Source organism: Rhodococcus sp. MEB064 (assembly GCF_000834565.1).
GTDB lineage: Bacteria > Actinomycetota > Actinomycetes > Mycobacteriales > Mycobacteriaceae > Rhodococcoides.
The window spans coordinates 22,972-37,958 of record NZ_JXQS01000058.1 but is presented as its reverse complement, the minus strand read 5'-3'; the positions used below and the strand labels follow the sequence as shown (position 1 = coordinate 37,958).

Below are 14,987 nucleotides of genomic sequence, written 5' to 3'. Positions count from 1 at the left end.
CGTCATGGTCGCCGCGCCCGCAGAACCGCCCAGCTCGAACGATCTCTCCAGCATCTACATCGCGTCTCCGGAGGGCGATACCGGCAAATCGACCATCGCCCTCGGCCTGCTGCAGATGCTCGGTGCCTCGACCGCCCGCGTCGGTGTCTTCCGTCCGATCGCCCGGTCGTCGTCCGAGACCGACTACATCCTCGAGCTGATGATCGACCACACGACGTCGGACACCACCTACGAGCAGTCGCTCGGCGTGACCTACGACGAGGTCCACACCGACCCCGACGCAGCGCTCGCCGAGATCGTGCGTCGCTATCACGAGATGGCGTCGCAGTGTGACGCCGTGGTCATCGTGGGCAGTGACTACACCGACATCGCGAGCCCCAGCGAACTGGGCTTCAACGCGCGCATCGCCGTCAACCTCGGCGCCCCCGTGTTGCTGGCCCTGCGCGGGTCCGGTCGGACACCCGACGAGATCGCCCATCTGGCCGACGTCTGCCGGTCCGAATTGTCGACGCACCGAGCACATCTGGCGGCGATCGTCGCCAACCGCTGCGACCCCGACTCCCTGAACGAGATCATCGAGCACCTCGCCACCGACGACGTCCCGGCGTGGGCGCTCCCCGAGGTTCCGCTGCTGGTCGCTCCGACGATGGGTGAATTGCACGACGCCATGGATGCGTCGCTGTTCAGTGGTGACCCCGAACTGATGCAGCGAGAAGCGCTGCGGGTGATGGTCGGCGGCATGACGGCCGAGCACATTCTCGAGCGCCTCACCGAGGGCGTCGTCGTCATCGCCCCCGCAGACCGGTCCGACGTCCTGCTGGCCCTGGTCAACGCTCACGAGGCCGAGGGCTTCCCGTCGCTCGCCGGCATCGTCATGAACGGAGGGCTGACGCCGCACCCGATGATCGCCAAGCTCATCGAAGGGCTGCAGCCGCGTCTTCCCATCCTGACCACGGACCTCGGTACCTTCGACACGGCCAGCGTCGCCGCGTCGACACGTGGTCGGGTGGCCGTCGGGTCGCAGCGCAAGGTCGATACCGCTCTGGGAATCATGGAGCAGCATGTCGACGCGTCGGAAATCCTGAAGCGCCTGCGGGTGTCGATGCCGTCGGTGGTCACGCCGCAGATGTTCGAGTACCGACTCATCGACCGGGCCCGCGCCGACCGCAAGCACATCGTGCTCCCGGAGGGTTCCGACGACCGCATCCTGCGCGCCGCCGCTCGACTCCTGCAGCGGCAGGTGGCCGACCTGACGATCCTCGGCGACGAGGCCGCCATCACCCGCCGCGCGAGCGAGTTGGGCGTCGACCTGTCCGCCGCCACCGTGCTCGACCCGACGGACTCCGAGTACACCGACGATTTCGTCGCCGAGTACACCGAGCTCCGTAAGCACAAGGGGATGACGGAGGAGAAGGCCCGCGAGGTCATGGCCGACATCTCCTACTTCGGGACCATGATGGTGCACAAGGGTATTGCCGACGGCATGGTGTCCGGGGCCGCGCACACCACGGCGCACACCATCAAGCCGTCGTTCGAGATCATCAAGACGATGGACGGCGTGAAGACGGTCTCGTCGATCTTCCTGATGTGCCTGGCCGACAAGGTGCTCGCGTACGGCGACTGCGCCGTCGTCCCCGATCCCACCGCGGAGCAGCTCGCGGACATCGCGGTGTCGTCGGCGACGACGGCCTCGATGTTCGGCATCGAACCCCGTGTCGCCATGCTGAGCTACTCCACGGGAGACTCGGGATCCGGCGCCGACGTGGACAAGGTGCGCGAGGCCACCGACCTGGTCCGCGACCGCGCGCCGGATCTTCTGGTGGAGGGCCCCATCCAGTACGACGCGGCCATCGACCCGTCGGTGGCGAAGTCCAAGCTTCCCGACTCCGACGTCGCGGGGCGGGCGACCGTCTTCGTCTTCCCGGATCTCAATACCGGCAACAACACGTACAAGGCGGTGCAGCGTTCGGCGAACGCGGTCGCGGTCGGCCCGGTTCTGCAGGGGTTGCGCAAGCCGGTCAACGACCTGTCGAGAGGGGCGCTGGTGCAGGACATCGTCAATACCGTTGCCATCACGGCCATTCAGGCACAGGGGATGAACTCGTGAGCGTTCTGGTGATCAATTCGGGATCGTCGTCGGTGAAGTTCCAGGTGGTCGATCCCGACTCCGGTGAGTGCGCGCTGCACGGAATCGTCGAGCGCATCGGTGACTCCGACGGCCGTGTCGCGGTGACTCGGGGTGACGACACCACCGAGAAGACGACGGACATCCCCGACCACGAGACGGGGCTGCGGCTGGCGTTCGAGATGATGGCCGACGCCGGCTTGTCGTTGACGGACGCGGGAATCACCGCCGTCGGACATCGGGTGGTGCACGGCGGGACGGTGTTCAGCGAACCGGTCCTCATCGACGACGACGTGGTCTCCACCATCGACGAGTTGAGTTCGCTGGCGCCCCTGCACAATCCGGCGAACCTGCGCGGAATCGAGGTCGCGCGCCGTGAACTTCCCGACCTCCCGCAGGTCGCCGTGTTCGACACCGCCTTCTTCCACACGCTGCCCGCGGCAGCGTCGACGTATGCGATCGACGCGGATGTCGCTGCGGCGCACGACATCAAGCGGTACGGCATGCACGGAACGTCCCACCAGTACGTCAGCTCGGCGGTCACCGATCATGTCGGCAACGAGGTGAACCAGATCGTGCTGCATCTGGGGAACGGTGCGTCCGCGTCCGCTGTCAGCGACGGCGTCGCGGTGGACACCTCGATGGGGCTGACCCCGCTCGAGGGCCTGGTGATGGGTACGCGCAGCGGGGACATCGATCCGGGCATCGTCATGCATCTGAGGCGCAGCGCGGACATGGACGTCGACGCCATCGACGAACTGCTGAACCGCCGGTCGGGCATCAAGGGATTGAGCGGAGTGACCGATTTCCGTGAACTGCGACAGGCGATCGACGACGGCGACACCGCGGCCGCCCTCGCGTTCGACGTGTACATCCACCGGCTGCGGAAGTACATCGGTGCCTACATGATCGAACTGGGGCACGTGGACGTCATCACCTTCACCGCCGGGGTGGGGGAGAACTCCGCGGAGGTGCGTGCGGCGGCGCTGGCGGACCTCGAGATGTACGGGATCGAACTCGACGAGGCGCGCAATGCCGAGCGCGGCAGGGGGATTCGCACGATCTCGACCGACGATTCGCCGATCACCGTCCTGGTCGTCCCGACGAACGAGGAACTCGCCATCGCACGTGCGGCTGTAGCCCTGGTGGGATAGGCCCGGTGGGCTAGGTCAGAACAGCGACTTGGGCCGTACCGCATTCGCCAGATCGACCAGCGCGAAGCGGTGCGACCGGGTGCGCGCCGTGCGGGCGAGCGATCTGAGGGCTGCTTCCGCTCCGGTCCGCAGACCGTCCCGCGTGAACGGGAGTCCGAGTATCGGCGCGGACGACTCCGGCGTGTGCCCCGCCTCCATCCACTCCAGCGCGGTGCCCAGCACGACCGTACGCAGTTGCAGCGCACGGGGTTCGCGGGCAGGAAGCGCCTCGACGCGCCGGGCGGCCTCGTAGAGTGCGCCCTCGTCGGTCTCGGCTGCGGGCCCGGACAGCAACGTCAGCACGCTGGTCATCCTGGCCATCGAGAAGTGCCGCGACGTGGGGGGAACCAGATCGAGCGTCAAGATCGCGTCGAGCAGAGCGCCGCGCTCGGTCAGGCGCCGGGCGAGCCCGAATGCCGCGCTCACGATGCTCCGATCGGTACGCCAGACCGTGGTGTACATGGTCTCGGCGAGTGCGCACCAGGTGGTGTGGTCGTCGTCTGACGTCTGCTGCGCCAGGAGTTCCGCGGTGGCGGCGAGCGCCAGCTTCGGGCCGATCTCCCCGGGCATCGCGGAGAGCACCGAGTCGAAACGCTCCGCGGCGTCGACGAAGTTCCGGCACAGCAGGGCGGTGGTGCCGCGGTGCCAGTCGACGCGCCAGTTGCCCGTCACGTCATCCAGTCTGCGGAGCACCTCGGAAGCGGAGTCACCCTCTCCCAGATCGAGATACGCCCGGGTCTCGGTCAGGACGGCCTCGACGGATCCCATCGTGTCCTCGCCCACGACACGGTCGAGTCCGTTCTCGCGGGCGAGTCGGAGCGAGTCGAGAGTCTGATGCGGCTCGCTGTGCACGGCGGCGGCAATGAGGTGCGCACTGGGGTCGGACGTGTCCAGGAGCGGCACGGGCAGCGCTGCGACGACGTCGCGAGGATTGAGTCGTGCGACACGGTGCCGGCCGTCGATGTAGACGTCCGTGACCGCCACCTGCTCGTCGGTTCCGAACGTCGTGCGCTGTGGACTGAACACGGTCGACAGCGACGGGTGCGCATCGCCGGTCTGCTGCGAGAGTGCATCGCGCAGAACGCCACTGAGCTGGCTGGCGGCTTCGTCGGCACTGCGGAAGCGTGCAGTCGGGTCGGCGGACGTCGCCCGTCGCAGCAGTCGGGAGTAGAACTCGTACTCTGCCAGAACCGGCGAATCCTCGGGAAGACCGTCGACGTAGCGTCCGTGCTCGGAGGGGACATCGAGGGTCAGCACGGCCAACGTCCGACCGACGGTGAAGATGTCGGAGGCGACGGTCGGTCCGGTCCGGACGATCTCGGGGGCCTGGTATCCCGCCGTGCCGTACAGGTACCCGTAGTCCTCCAGCGCGCTCACCGCACCCAGGTCGATCAGCTTGATCTGATCCTGGGTCACCATCACGTTCTCGGGCTTGAGGTCGTTGTACGCCAACCCGATCGAATGGAGGTACGCCATGGCGGGCATGACCTCGAGCAGGTAGGCGATAGCCTCCTGCACGGGCAGCTTGGTGCGCGCAGGATTGTCGGTCATGATCTGGCGCAGCGTGCGCCCGCCGACGTACTCCATGACGATGTATCCGGTCGACCCCGCCGACTCGGCGGCCCCCTTGCGGGGTTGCTCGACGAAGTTGTAGATCTTGACGATGCCGGGGTGCGTCACTTCCGCGAGGAACTGCCGCTCGGCCATCGCGACGGCATGAGCCTCGGCATTGCCGAAGTGCAGCAACCCTTTCAGCACGACCCAGCGGTCACTGACGTTGCGGTCGATCGCCAGGTAGATCCAGCCCAGCCCACCGTGCGCGATGCAGCCCTGCACCTCGTACTGGCCGGCCACCATCTCTCCGGGCTCGAGCAGCGGCGAGAAATCGAAGTGGGTTCCGCAGCGGGGGCAGTCGCCCGCCGGGTCGGCGGGGCGTCCGTCGACGCTCCGTCCCACCGGGGCGTTGCACTTCCAGCAGAACCGCTTGCTCTCGGGGACACGAGGATCCGACATGACCGCGGTCGCGGGATCGACCTCGGGAATGCGAGGGAGCTCCACCAGTCCACCGCCGAGGCGCCGGCGAGAACCGGTCCGCACGCGACGACTCGGGCGTGACGAGCGCGTCGTCGTCTCCGGGCGCAGCGACGCCCGCGTGGCGTCGGTGTCCTCACGCAGTGACGCGCGGGTGGCGTCGGTGTCCTCGCGCAGCGATGCACGCGTGGCGTCCAGGTCGGGTTCCGTACTCATGATCAGCGTCCGTAGACCGGGTAGGGGGCACCGGGTGAGGGCCCCAGAACGGACAGCCACCGGGCATAGATGGCGTTCCAGGTGCCGTCGTTCCGCAGTCGCTCGAGTGTCCTGTTCACCAGCTGCACCAGATCGTCGTGTCCGAGGGTGATGCCGATGCCGTAAGGCTCTGCGGCGATGGACGATCCGACGATCTCCAGATACGGGTCCTGTGTCGCCAGACCCGCCAGGATCGCGTCGTCGGTGCTCACGGCGTCGACACCACCCTGCTGCAGGATGACCAGGCAGTCCGCCCAACTGGGGACGGTGGTGATCTGCGCGCTCGGTTGCAGGCGCTGGATGCGCAGCAGTGACGTCGTGCCGGCCGCCGCGCACACTCGTCGTCCACCGAGGTCGTCGACACCGCGGATCCCGGACCCCTTGACGGCCAGCACCCGTTGATCCGCTTGGTAGTAGACGGTGGAGAACGTCACCCGCTCGCGTCGGGCGCACGTGATGGTCATGGTCTTGACGACGATGTCGACGTCGCCGTTCGCCAGCGCATCCAACCGCTCCGCGGACGACAGGATCCGGTACTCGAGCTTCTCGGGGTCACCGACGAGATCGCGGGCAACCTCGCGGGCGATGTCCACGTCGAAACCCGTGATCTCACCGCTGACCGGATCACGGAAGCTGAACAGGTTGCTGCCGGTGTCCAATCCGACGATCAGTCGGCCCCTCGCGCGGATGGCGTCGACGTTGGGTGCGGGAACCGGAGCTCCGTCGGGCGCAGCGTAGTTCGGGCGAAGACTCGCCCGGGGGTCCCCGCACTCGGCGGCCGGTGGGACGGGTGCGCCGGTGGTGACGCCGGCGGCGCCGTCGGGAAGAGGTTGCGCGACCGTCGCTCGATCGGGGGCCTCGGGCACCGGTGTCGCATAGGAACACCCGGTCAGCGCCACCAGTGCGAGAGCCGCCAGGGCGGCCCGGCGCATCACAGGTACTCCCGCACGCGCGACCACATGCCACCCGCCACGGCGGCGACGGCCAGCCCGCAGATGATGCCGGTACCCACGGTCAGACCGGACAGCACGCTCGCGCCGCGCTGCACGTCGTCCCGCAACGACAGCCGAGCGGAATCGATCTCACCGACGATGCTGGAATCCAGTCGACCGAACACGTCGGTGGAATCCCCGGCGGCGCTGCCGGTCGCGATGTCGACGGCGGTGTCGAAGTCACCCACGTCCAGCGCGGCGTTCATGCGGTCGTGGGACGTCGACCACAGGGACACCAGTGCGCGGGCGTCATCGAGTCGCACACTGTGTGTGTCGTCGTCGTGCGCCAACATGTCGAGCGTGTTCGCGAGGCCGGCGACGGAATCGGCGTACTGCTGCTCGTAGTCGAGGCTGCCACCGCGCCGCGTCATGCCGATGGTCTCGTCGGCGCGGGCCTGCTGGGCGAGGATCCGGCTGGTGGTGAGCAGGTCGAGGGGCTCGGCGCCGCGGACCAACGCGCGGTCGGTGGCGGTGGAGGAGATCAGGCCCGCGACCAGCATCCAGCCGAGCAGCGCCACCACGCCCACCGTCGCGCCCGCGAACCCGACGTTGACGGTGCGTCGAGTGCGCCGGCTCAGGAAGACCTGCGCGGCGATCAGGACGGCGACCGAGACGGCCAACATCAGGAACGCCGACCACGGAGGTGTGGCGAACTGACGCTGGGCGTCGGACACGTCCCCCGACTTCTCCGCGTGCAGTTGCTCGGCCCAGGGAAGCACCGTCCGCTGCATGAGGGTCGACGCCTCGGCGAGGTAGGCCGACCCCACCGGGTTGCCGACGCGGTTGTTCGTCCGCGCGGTTTCGATCAGGCCCGCGTACAGCGGCAGGTTCGTGGAAATGGTCGCGAGAAGCATCCTCGACGTGGCGTCGTCGCTCGCGAGTCCCGTCGATGCGCGGACCACCTCACCCGCGGCCGCGCCGAGCGATTCGGTGTAGCGGCCGCGGACGTCGCCCGGCTCGAGTCCCCCGGACAGGAAGGCCGTCGCCGCGGTCGCGTCGGCGACGGACAGCTGGACGTAAAGATTCTGGGCCGCATCGGACAGAGGCTCGGTGCGGGCGAGGAGGAGTTCGAGAGTGCGCTGGCGATCGGAGACGGACAGCGTGGTGACCAGCGCCGTCGTCACCAGCGTCACCACGACGAGAAGGCCGACGGTGAGCAGGCGGACGGGTGTGGACCGGAGGAATTCCGATCGCTCGGAGCGGGTGTCGACAGGCGCGCGAAGAGTCAGCGCACTCGACTGCTGCGACACCAGAACCCCTTCCCCACGAGCGCCGGGCCCTACCTCACAGGTGGAACCGTGTCCGGATTCGAGCATAGGCCCACCTGCGCTCGAACACATGCCTACCTGCGTTGCCGTTCACGGCCGGGCGGACGAATCGAGAAGACGAATAGGGTGGAGCGATGCGGACGGTGAACCATGCGCGGTGACGGCGACGGCTGGGTCTTCAGCAGCGACGGGAGCCGGCACTGGGGTCGGCACGGTGCGGCGGGTCTGCTGCTGCGCGCGCCGAGCGGATCCGGCGAGTCGTCGGTGCTGTTGCAGCATCGCGCGGCATGGAGCCATCAGGGCGGAACGTGGGCTCTACCGGGGGGCGCGCGGGATTCTCACGAGAGCGCCGAGCACGCCGCCGTGCGCGAGGCGGGCGAGGAAGCCGGCATCACCGACGACCTGCTGACCGTCCGCGCAGAACACGTCACCGCCGTCGAGGACTCCGGGTGGTCGTACACCACCGTCGTCGCCGATACGGACCACGAACTGGACACCGTGCCCAACGGGGAGAGCACCGAGCTGCGCTGGGTGGCCGAGAAGGACGTCGAGAGCCTGCCGCTGCATCCCGCGTTCGCCGTCAGCTGGCCGTCGCTGCGCACCGTCGCGGTCCGTGCCGTGCTGGCGCCGGACGCGTCGCTCGACCTGGGCGCGAGAACCGTTCGCCTCGACGTCGGACGCTTCGGCTGGGTCGTCGACGTCGTCGCCGCGGACGACGTGGAATCGGCCGTCGCCGCGGCGCAGCACCCGACGGAGCTGCACACCGTCGTCGTCACCGCCGACGACGCGGTCCGTGGGGCCGTCTCCGCCGACGTGACGGTCCTCGCCCCCGAGTCGCTCTGACCGACGCTCAGGGCAGGAGATCGAGCAGTGCCCTCGCGGCCGCTTCGGGATCACGTGCCTGCGTGATCGCGCGGACCACGGCGATGCGGGTGGCTCCCGCGTCGAGTGCGTGCTGCACCGTCGACATCTCCACCCCGCCGATCACGAACCACGGGCGAGTCGGATGCGAGTCGGCGACCTCGCGCACGACGTCGACGCCCGCCGCGGACCGACCGGGCTTGGTCGGAGTGGCCCAGACCGGGCCCGTCGCGAAGTAGTCGACGCCGTCCTCGATGTCGGCGAGAGTGGCCTGCGACCGGTTCTGCGTGGACCGGCCGATCACGACGTCCGGGCCGACGATGCGCCGCGCGTAGTGGACGGGCAGATCGTTCTGGCCGAGGTGCAGCACGTCCGCGCCCGACGCCAAGGCGATGTCGGCGCGGTCGTTCACGGCCATCAGCGCGCCGTGCCGTCGGCAGGCAGCGGAGATGACGGCGAGGGCGGCGAGCTCCTCCTTGGCCTCGAGGGCCCCGAACTTCTTCTCGCCCGCGGAACCCTTGTCTCGCAGCTGGACGATGTCGACTCCACCGGACAGTGCGGCATCGACGAACTTCGCCAGATCGCCGGTGTCCCGGCGCGCATCGGTGCAGAGGTACAGGCGGGCGGTCGCGAGCCGCTCGCGGGCAGTCATTCCCAAGGTGGTCACGAGCACGAACCTAGTACGTGGGCCGGTACGGGACGACACGCTCACCGGATAGAGTGGACGACGAACGAACACGGGAGTCCCGCTGGGGGCTGAGAGTGGGCCGCAGGCCCAGACCGTAAATACCTGACCCGGGTCATGCCGGCGGAGGAAGTGAGTTTCCGTGGAGCGATCCGTGACCGTCGTGGGCGGAGGAGTGATCGGGCTGTTCATCGCCCGGGCCGCCGCGACGGCGGGATGGTCGGTCACTCTGCACGACCCGGTGTTCGGCAACCGCACCGTCGGCGACGGAGCGGCGAGCTGGGTCGCCGGCGGCATGCTCGCGCCCCTGTCCGAGGGGTGGCCCGGTGAGCACGATCTTCTCTCGCTGGGAGCGGAGTCGTTGCGCAGGTGGCACGACATCGACCCGGGGCCGGGTGTGGTCACGTCCACCGGTTCGGTGACCGTCGCCTTCGACGCGGCCGACGCCGCCGACCTGCGTACCGCCGCCGACTGGGTGCGCGCGCAGGGGCACGACCTGACGATGCTCTCCCGCAGTGACGTCCGCGGACTGGAACCGGCCGTGTCGCCACGGGTGCGGGCCGGGGTGTCGGCTCCCGCCGAGATGGCCGTCGACAATCGTGCGGTGGTGGCCTTTCTCGAAGCCGAGATCCTGGCCGCGGGCGTCCGGGTGTCGCGAGAACCCGTCACCGATCTCGGGGCCGTGACGACCGAGCGGATCGTCGTGGCTGCCGGGTGGGCCGCCGCGTCGCTGGTGCCGGGACTTCCCGTCCGCCCGGTGAAGGGCGAGATCCTGCGGCTCCGCGCTCGTAGTGGGTCGGCCGCCGCGCCCACCCGGACGATTCGTGCGAGCGTCAACGGACGCGCCGTCTACCTCGTTCCCCGCGGAGACGGTCTGGTCGTCGGGGCTACCCAGTACGAGCACGGCAACGACACGGCGGTCACGGTCGGCGGTGTTCGCGATCTGCTCGCCGACGCGGAGGCGGTGTTCCCCGCCATCGGCGACTACGAACTGGCGGAAGCCGCGGCGGGACTGCGACCCGGCAGCCCGGACAACATCCCGATCATCGGCTCCGTCGACGACCGTGTGGTCGTCGCTGCCGGACACGGCCGCAACGGTGTCCTCCTCGCGCCCGTCACGGCCGACGCGGTGGTCGCAGAGCTGGACGGCGCGCCTCTCGCCGCGGCGCGATGCGCTCTGCCCCAACGATTCTCGATGACAGTAGGAGCACAGTCATGATTCCTGTCGGAGTCACCGTCAACGGTGCCGAGCACGTTCTGGATCCGGGAACGACGGTGCACACCATGCTGTCGAGCCTCGGTCTCCCCGACAAGGGAATCGCCGTCGCCGTCGACGGCGTGGTGTTCCCGCGCGCCCGGTGGGGTGAGGAAGTCGGACGCGGATGGACCGTGGACGTGCTCACGGCGGTGCAGGGTGGCTGAACAACAGGCGTCGGATGCCCTCGAGATCGCCGGCCGCTCCTTCGGATCCCGGCTGATCATGGGCACGGGCGGTGCCGCGAACCTGGCTGTCCTCGAAGAAGCGTTGGTGGCCTCCGGAACCGAACTGACGACGGTCGCCTTGCGCCGCGTCGACGCGGGCGGCGGCACCGGCGTGCTGGACCTGCTGACCCGGCTCGGCATCGCGCTCCTGCCCAACACTGCCGGGTGTCGCGGTAGCGCCGAGGCGGTTCTCACAGCCCGGTTGGCCCGAGAAGCGTTGGACACGAACTGGATCAAGTTGGAAGTCATCGCCGACGACCGGACACTGCTTCCCGACGCCATCGAGTTGGTGCGGGCAGCCGAGGAACTCGTCGACGACGACTTCGTGGTGCTGCCCTACACGACCGACGACCCGGTGCTGGCGCGACGACTCGAGGACGTGGGATGCGCGGCGGTGATGCCGCTGGGTTCACCGATCGGTACGGGTCTGGGTATCGCCAACCCGCACAACATCGAGATGATCACCTCCGCCGCGGGGGTTCCGGTGGTGCTCGACGCGGGGATCGGCACCGCGAGCGATGCTGCGCTGGCCATGGAGTTGGGGTGCGACGCGGTCCTGCTCGCCACGGCCGTCACCCGGGCACGGGATCCGCGGATGATGGCCTGCGCCATGGCGAACGCCGTCGCCGGTGGGCGGCAGGCTCGGCTCGCGGGGCGCATTCCGAAGCGGTTCTGGGCCCAGGCGTCCTCCCCCGACCTGGACTGATCTCGGGGGACCGCTAAGGGACGGGTCGGGGTGTACGTCATCCCTTCGGATGACCCGGGTCGAGACCCGGGGCTGATGTGCGACGGCAGTGTGCACGGGCATGGTGGTGCACATGATCGAAGTGACAGGCTTGACCAAACAGTTCGGTGCCAAGAAAGCCGTGGACGATCTGTCGTTCACGGTCCGCCCCGGCATCGTGACAGGCTTTCTCGGGCCGAACGGCGCCGGTAAGTCCACCACGATGCGGATGATCCTCGGGCTCGACCAGCCCACGTCGGGAACTGCTCTCATCGAGGGCCGGCCCTACCGTGAGCTGAAGAACCCGCTCCGGTCCGTCGGTGCGCTGCTCGATGCGAAGTGGGTGCACCCCAACCGATCCGCCAAGGCCCACCTGCAGTGGATGGCCGCGTCGAACGGCATCTCCTCGTCCCGCGTGGACGAGGTGCTGCGGCTCGTCGGGCTGACCGAGGTGGCCAAGCAGAAGGCCGGCGGGTTCTCCCTCGGTATGTCCCAGCGGCTCGGCCTCGCCGGCGCCCTGCTGGGAGATCCGAAGGTCCTCATGTTCGACGAGCCGGTCAACGGCCTCGATCCCGAGGGGATCGTCTGGATCCGGAAGTTCATGCAGCGCCTGGCATCCGAGGGCCGCACGGTCCTGGTGTCCTCGCACCTGCTGTCCGAGATGGCGCTCACCGCAGAGCAGTTGATCGTCATCGGCCGCGGCAAGCTCATCTCCGACTCGTCCGTGCAGGACTTTGTCGACCATGCATCGGAGTCCTCGGTGCGCGTCCGGAGCCCGCAGCTCGACGCGCTCCGGAGTGCGCTGACATCCGCCGGTCTGACGGTGAAGGAACCCAGCAGCCTCGACGAGGTGCACCCCGCCCTCGTGGTGTCGGAATCGACCACCGAGGCGATCGGTGAGATCGCGGCTCGTCACAACATCGTCCTGCACGAGTTGGCGTCGCAGCACGGGTCGCTCGAAGAAGCATTCATGAAATTGACCGGTGACGACGTGCAGTACCACGGTGCCGGCGCGGGCGACGACTCGATGGGAGGGGCACTGCGATGAGTGTTCTTGCAGCGGAACGGATAAAGCTTACGTCGACCAAATCCCCGTGGTGGTGCACGGTGATCATCGTCGTGCTCGGACTGGGTATCGGCGCCGTCATCGGCATCACCGCCAAGTCGTCCTTCTCGTCGTTCCAGAACGACGTCACCAGTGGTGAGAACCCCGGGTTCGAGCCCTTCCTGCCGACTCTGCCGGACGCCGTCGCGGGCGTCAGCGGCTTCGGCGTCCTGGTGCTCATGATCCTGGCCGCGCTGGCGATCACCAGCGAGTACCGGTTCGGCATCATCCGCACGACGTTCCAGGCAATCCCCTCTCGCGCATCGGTTCTGGGTGTCAAAGCCCTTCTGATCGGTGTCTTCGGGGCGGTGCTGTCCTTCGTGCTCACTCTCGGTGCGTTCTACGTCGCCAAGGCGTTCGCAGGACCCGATGCGGGGTCGGCTCTGGTGCTCGAGGGCGGTGAGGCGTGGCGGGCGATCTACGGTGTGCCGATCTACGCGTTCCTGTGCGTCGTGCTGGCCGTCGGTGTCGGTGCGCTGCTGCGTCAGTCGGCAGCCGCGGTGGCACTTCTCCTGCTCTGGCCGCTGCTCATCGAGTCGCTGTTCAACCTCTTCGGCAGCGTCGGGCGCGAGATCATGCCGTTCCTGCCGTTCATGAATGCGAACAACTTCCTCGGATCGCCCGGCGGGGTCGAGTACCACTGGGGTCCGTGGGGCAGTCTCGCCTACTTCGCGGCCTTCGTCGTCGTCATCTTCGGCGCGGCCGTGGTGGTGGTGAACAAGCGCGACGCATGACGGTGTCTCCCGTTAGGGTGACGTATGCGGACGAAACGGTCGACCCTGTCCCTCGCGATGTGCGCCGCCGGGGTTCTGGCCCTGGCATCGTGCAGCAGTGACACCGCAGAATCGTCCGACGAACCCGTGGCCGCACCGGTCACGGGTTCGTCGCTGTCCGAGGCCGTCTCGCTCGACGCCGTCGTCGGCCACCTGCAGAAGCTCACGGACATCGCGGATGCCAACGACGGCAACCGCGCGGCGGGAACCTCCGGATACGACGCCAGCGTCGACTACGTGGCCGGTGCGCTGCGCGATGCAGGCTTCGACGTCGAGACACCCGAGTTCCAGTTCGACAGTTACACCCTCGACTCGGTCGCGCTCCGTGCGCTCGACCGGGACGTCGAGGTCAACGCGTTCACGTACTCCCCGGCCACACCCACCGGCGGGGTGACCGGTCCGATCGTCGCAGCCCCGGCGGACGAGTCGCCGGGCTGTGAAGCGTCCGACTACGACGGACTGCCGGTCACCGGCGCGGTCGTCCTGGTTCCGCGCGGTGTCTGCTCGTTCGCGCAGAAGGGGCAGATCGCGGCGGATCGCGGTGCTGTCGCCGTCGTCGTCTCGAACAACGAGGACGGCCCGCTCGACGCCGGCACCCTGGGGTCGAAGGAGGACGCGCGCATCCCGTCGGTCGGTGTGAGCCGCGAGGACGGCGCAGCTTTGGCCGCGGCCCCCGGCCCTGCGGTGATCACCGTCGCGGCGGAGACCGAGACCACGAAGAGTCGCAACATCGTCGCGCAGACGACGACGGGATCCACCGAGGACGTCGTCATGGCGGGTGCGCACCTCGACTCGGTACCCGAGGGGCCGGGGATCAACGACAACGGCACCGGCACCGCGGCGGTTCTCGAGACGGCGTTGCAGATGGGCGGGGCGCCCGACGTCACCAACGCCGTGCGCTTCGGGTTCTGGGGCGCGGAGGAGTTGGGCCTCGTCGGGTCCACGAAATACGTCGAGTCGCTGTCGGACGAAGACAGGAACGCGATCGCGCTGTACCTGAACTTCGACATGGTCGGGTCGAACAACGCCGGTTACCTCGTCTACGACGGTGACGACTCCGACAAGACCGGCGAGCCTGCCGGTCCCGACGGATCCGACGCCATCGAGCGGGTCTTCGAGGAGACGTTGGCACGGGAAGACGCCGACGGAACCGACTTCGACGGCCGCTCGGACTACGGCCCGTTCATCGAGGTCGGTATCCCGTCGGGTGGTGTGTTCAGCGGTGCGGACGAGAACAAGACGGCGGAGCAGGCGCAGAAGTGGGGCGGGGAGGCCGACGCCCAGTTCGACCCGAACTATCACACCGCGCAGGACACGTTGGAGAACGTCGACCGCGACGCTCTGGAGATCAATGCGAAGGCCGTGGCGTACGGAATCGGCACATACGCCGAGTCCGTGACCGGCGCGAACGGGGTTCCGGTGGGTGCGGACAGGGTCGCCGCCCGCCAACCCGAGTGACAATTACTGTCACCCCGAGTAACGACAAGATATGG

13 protein-coding genes and 1 riboswitch are annotated in these 14,987 nt (G+C 68.4%); of the genes, 9 read left to right on the top strand and 4 right to left on the bottom strand.

Translation table 11 applies throughout. The features are described from left to right. Positions 1 to 4 precede the first annotated feature (4 nt). Positions 5 to 2,107, top strand: a complete 2,103-nt coding sequence (pta, locus tag RU01_RS18830) for a phosphate acetyltransferase (RefSeq protein WP_042576119.1) — start codon at positions 5 to 7, stop codon at positions 2,105 to 2,107. Continuing rightward, positions 2,104 to 3,279 carry an acetate kinase gene (locus RU01_RS18825; protein WP_042576118.1) on the top strand — a complete coding sequence of 392 codons (1,176 nt, stop codon included), beginning with the start codon at positions 2,104 to 2,106 and terminating at the stop codon, positions 3,277 to 3,279. Before pta ends, RU01_RS18825 begins: the two co-directional genes overlap by 4 nt. 15 nt (positions 3,280 to 3,294) lie before the next feature. On the opposite strand, the gene RU01_RS18820 is transcribed toward RU01_RS18825, so the two are convergent. The 3 genes from RU01_RS18820 to RU01_RS18810 are packed head-to-tail and all read right to left on the bottom strand — an operon-like array spanning position 3,295 to position 7,846. Further along, positions 3,295 to 5,565, bottom strand: a complete 2,271-nt coding sequence (locus tag RU01_RS18820) for a serine/threonine-protein kinase (RefSeq protein ID WP_042576117.1) — start codon at positions 5,563 to 5,565, stop codon at positions 3,295 to 3,297. Between the two features lie 2 nt (positions 5,566 to 5,567). Then, positions 5,568 to 6,536 carry a glutamate ABC transporter substrate-binding protein gene (locus tag RU01_RS18815; RefSeq protein WP_042576338.1) on the bottom strand — a complete coding sequence of 323 codons (969 nt, stop codon included), beginning with the start codon at positions 6,534 to 6,536 and terminating at the stop codon, positions 5,568 to 5,570. Further along, entirely contained in the window at positions 6,536 to 7,846 is a 1,311-nt protein-coding gene (locus RU01_RS18810) for a hypothetical protein (RefSeq protein ID WP_197074824.1), read from the bottom strand. Before RU01_RS18810 ends, RU01_RS18815 begins: the two co-directional genes overlap by 1 nt. 168 nt (positions 7,847 to 8,014) lie before the next feature. On the opposite strand from RU01_RS18810, the gene RU01_RS18805 reads away from it, so the two are divergent. Beyond that, positions 8,015 to 8,707: an NUDIX hydrolase gene (locus tag RU01_RS18805; protein WP_042576116.1), complete on the top strand. Its 693-nt coding sequence runs from the start codon at positions 8,015 to 8,017 to the stop codon at positions 8,705 to 8,707. Between the two features lie 7 nt (positions 8,708 to 8,714). On the opposite strand, the gene thiE is transcribed toward RU01_RS18805, so the two are convergent. Further along, positions 8,715 to 9,377, bottom strand: a complete 663-nt coding sequence (gene thiE / locus RU01_RS18800; protein WP_042576336.1) for a thiamine phosphate synthase — start codon at positions 9,375 to 9,377, stop codon at positions 8,715 to 8,717. A gap of 75 nt (positions 9,378 to 9,452) precedes the next feature. Then, positions 9,453 to 9,559, top strand: a riboswitch (TPP riboswitch). Here thiE and thiO point away from each other — a divergent pair. The 6 genes from thiO to RU01_RS18770 all read left to right on the top strand — a co-directional run bounded on the left by thiO (position 9,553) and on the right by RU01_RS18770 (position 14,952). Then, positions 9,553 to 10,629, top strand: a complete 1,077-nt coding sequence (gene thiO, locus RU01_RS18795) for a glycine oxidase ThiO (RefSeq protein ID WP_042576115.1) — start codon at positions 9,553 to 9,555, stop codon at positions 10,627 to 10,629. It overlaps the preceding riboswitch by 7 nt. After that, complete coding sequence (thiS, locus tag RU01_RS18790; protein WP_042576114.1) at positions 10,626 to 10,832, top strand: sulfur carrier protein ThiS; 207 nt, start codon at positions 10,626 to 10,628, stop codon at positions 10,830 to 10,832. Before thiO ends, thiS begins: the two co-directional genes overlap by 4 nt. Then, positions 10,825 to 11,598 (top strand): thiazole synthase, encoded by a 774-nt coding sequence (locus RU01_RS18785; protein ID WP_042576113.1) that lies wholly within the window; start codon positions 10,825 to 10,827, stop codon positions 11,596 to 11,598. The genes thiS and RU01_RS18785 overlap by 8 nt, the downstream gene beginning before the upstream one ends. 112 nt (positions 11,599 to 11,710) lie before the next feature. Further along, positions 11,711 to 12,664 carry an ABC transporter ATP-binding protein gene (locus RU01_RS18780; RefSeq protein ID WP_042576335.1) on the top strand — a complete coding sequence of 318 codons (954 nt, stop codon included), beginning with the start codon at positions 11,711 to 11,713 and terminating at the stop codon, positions 12,662 to 12,664. Further along, positions 12,661 to 13,455, top strand: a complete 795-nt coding sequence (locus RU01_RS18775) for an ABC transporter permease (protein ID WP_042576112.1) — start codon at positions 12,661 to 12,663, stop codon at positions 13,453 to 13,455. Before RU01_RS18780 ends, RU01_RS18775 begins: the two co-directional genes overlap by 4 nt. 24 nt (positions 13,456 to 13,479) lie before the next feature. Next, on the top strand, positions 13,480 to 14,952 hold the full coding sequence (locus RU01_RS18770) for a M28 family peptidase (protein WP_042576111.1): 1,473 nt from the start codon (positions 13,480 to 13,482) through the stop codon (positions 14,950 to 14,952). The last annotated feature ends 35 nt before the right edge of the window (positions 14,953 to 14,987 follow it).

What these genes read in the sequence shown, in the direction of transcription:
- pta (WP_042576119.1), top strand. Translation starts at nt 5, where the DNA reads ATGGTCGCCGCGCCCGCAGAACCGCCCAGCTCGAACGATCTCTCCAGC.
- RU01_RS18820 (WP_042576117.1), bottom strand. Translation starts at nt 5,565, where the DNA reads ATGAGTACGGAACCCGACCTGGACGCCACGCGTGCATCGCTGCGCGAG.
- RU01_RS18815 (WP_042576338.1), bottom strand. Translation starts at nt 6,536, where the DNA reads ATGCGCCGGGCCGCCCTGGCGGCTCTCGCACTGGTGGCGCTGACCGGG.
- RU01_RS18805 (WP_042576116.1), top strand. Translation starts at nt 8,015, where the DNA reads ATGCGCGGTGACGGCGACGGCTGGGTCTTCAGCAGCGACGGGAGCCGG.
- thiE (WP_042576336.1), bottom strand. Translation starts at nt 9,377, where the DNA reads ATGACTGCCCGCGAGCGGCTCGCGACCGCCCGCCTGTACCTCTGCACC.
- thiS (WP_042576114.1), top strand. Translation starts at nt 10,626, where the DNA reads ATGATTCCTGTCGGAGTCACCGTCAACGGTGCCGAGCACGTTCTGGAT.
- RU01_RS18780 (WP_042576335.1), top strand. Translation starts at nt 11,711, where the DNA reads ATGATCGAAGTGACAGGCTTGACCAAACAGTTCGGTGCCAAGAAAGCC.
- RU01_RS18775 (WP_042576112.1), top strand. Translation starts at nt 12,661, where the DNA reads ATGAGTGTTCTTGCAGCGGAACGGATAAAGCTTACGTCGACCAAATCC.
- RU01_RS18770 (WP_042576111.1), top strand. Translation starts at nt 13,480, where the DNA reads ATGCGGACGAAACGGTCGACCCTGTCCCTCGCGATGTGCGCCGCCGGG.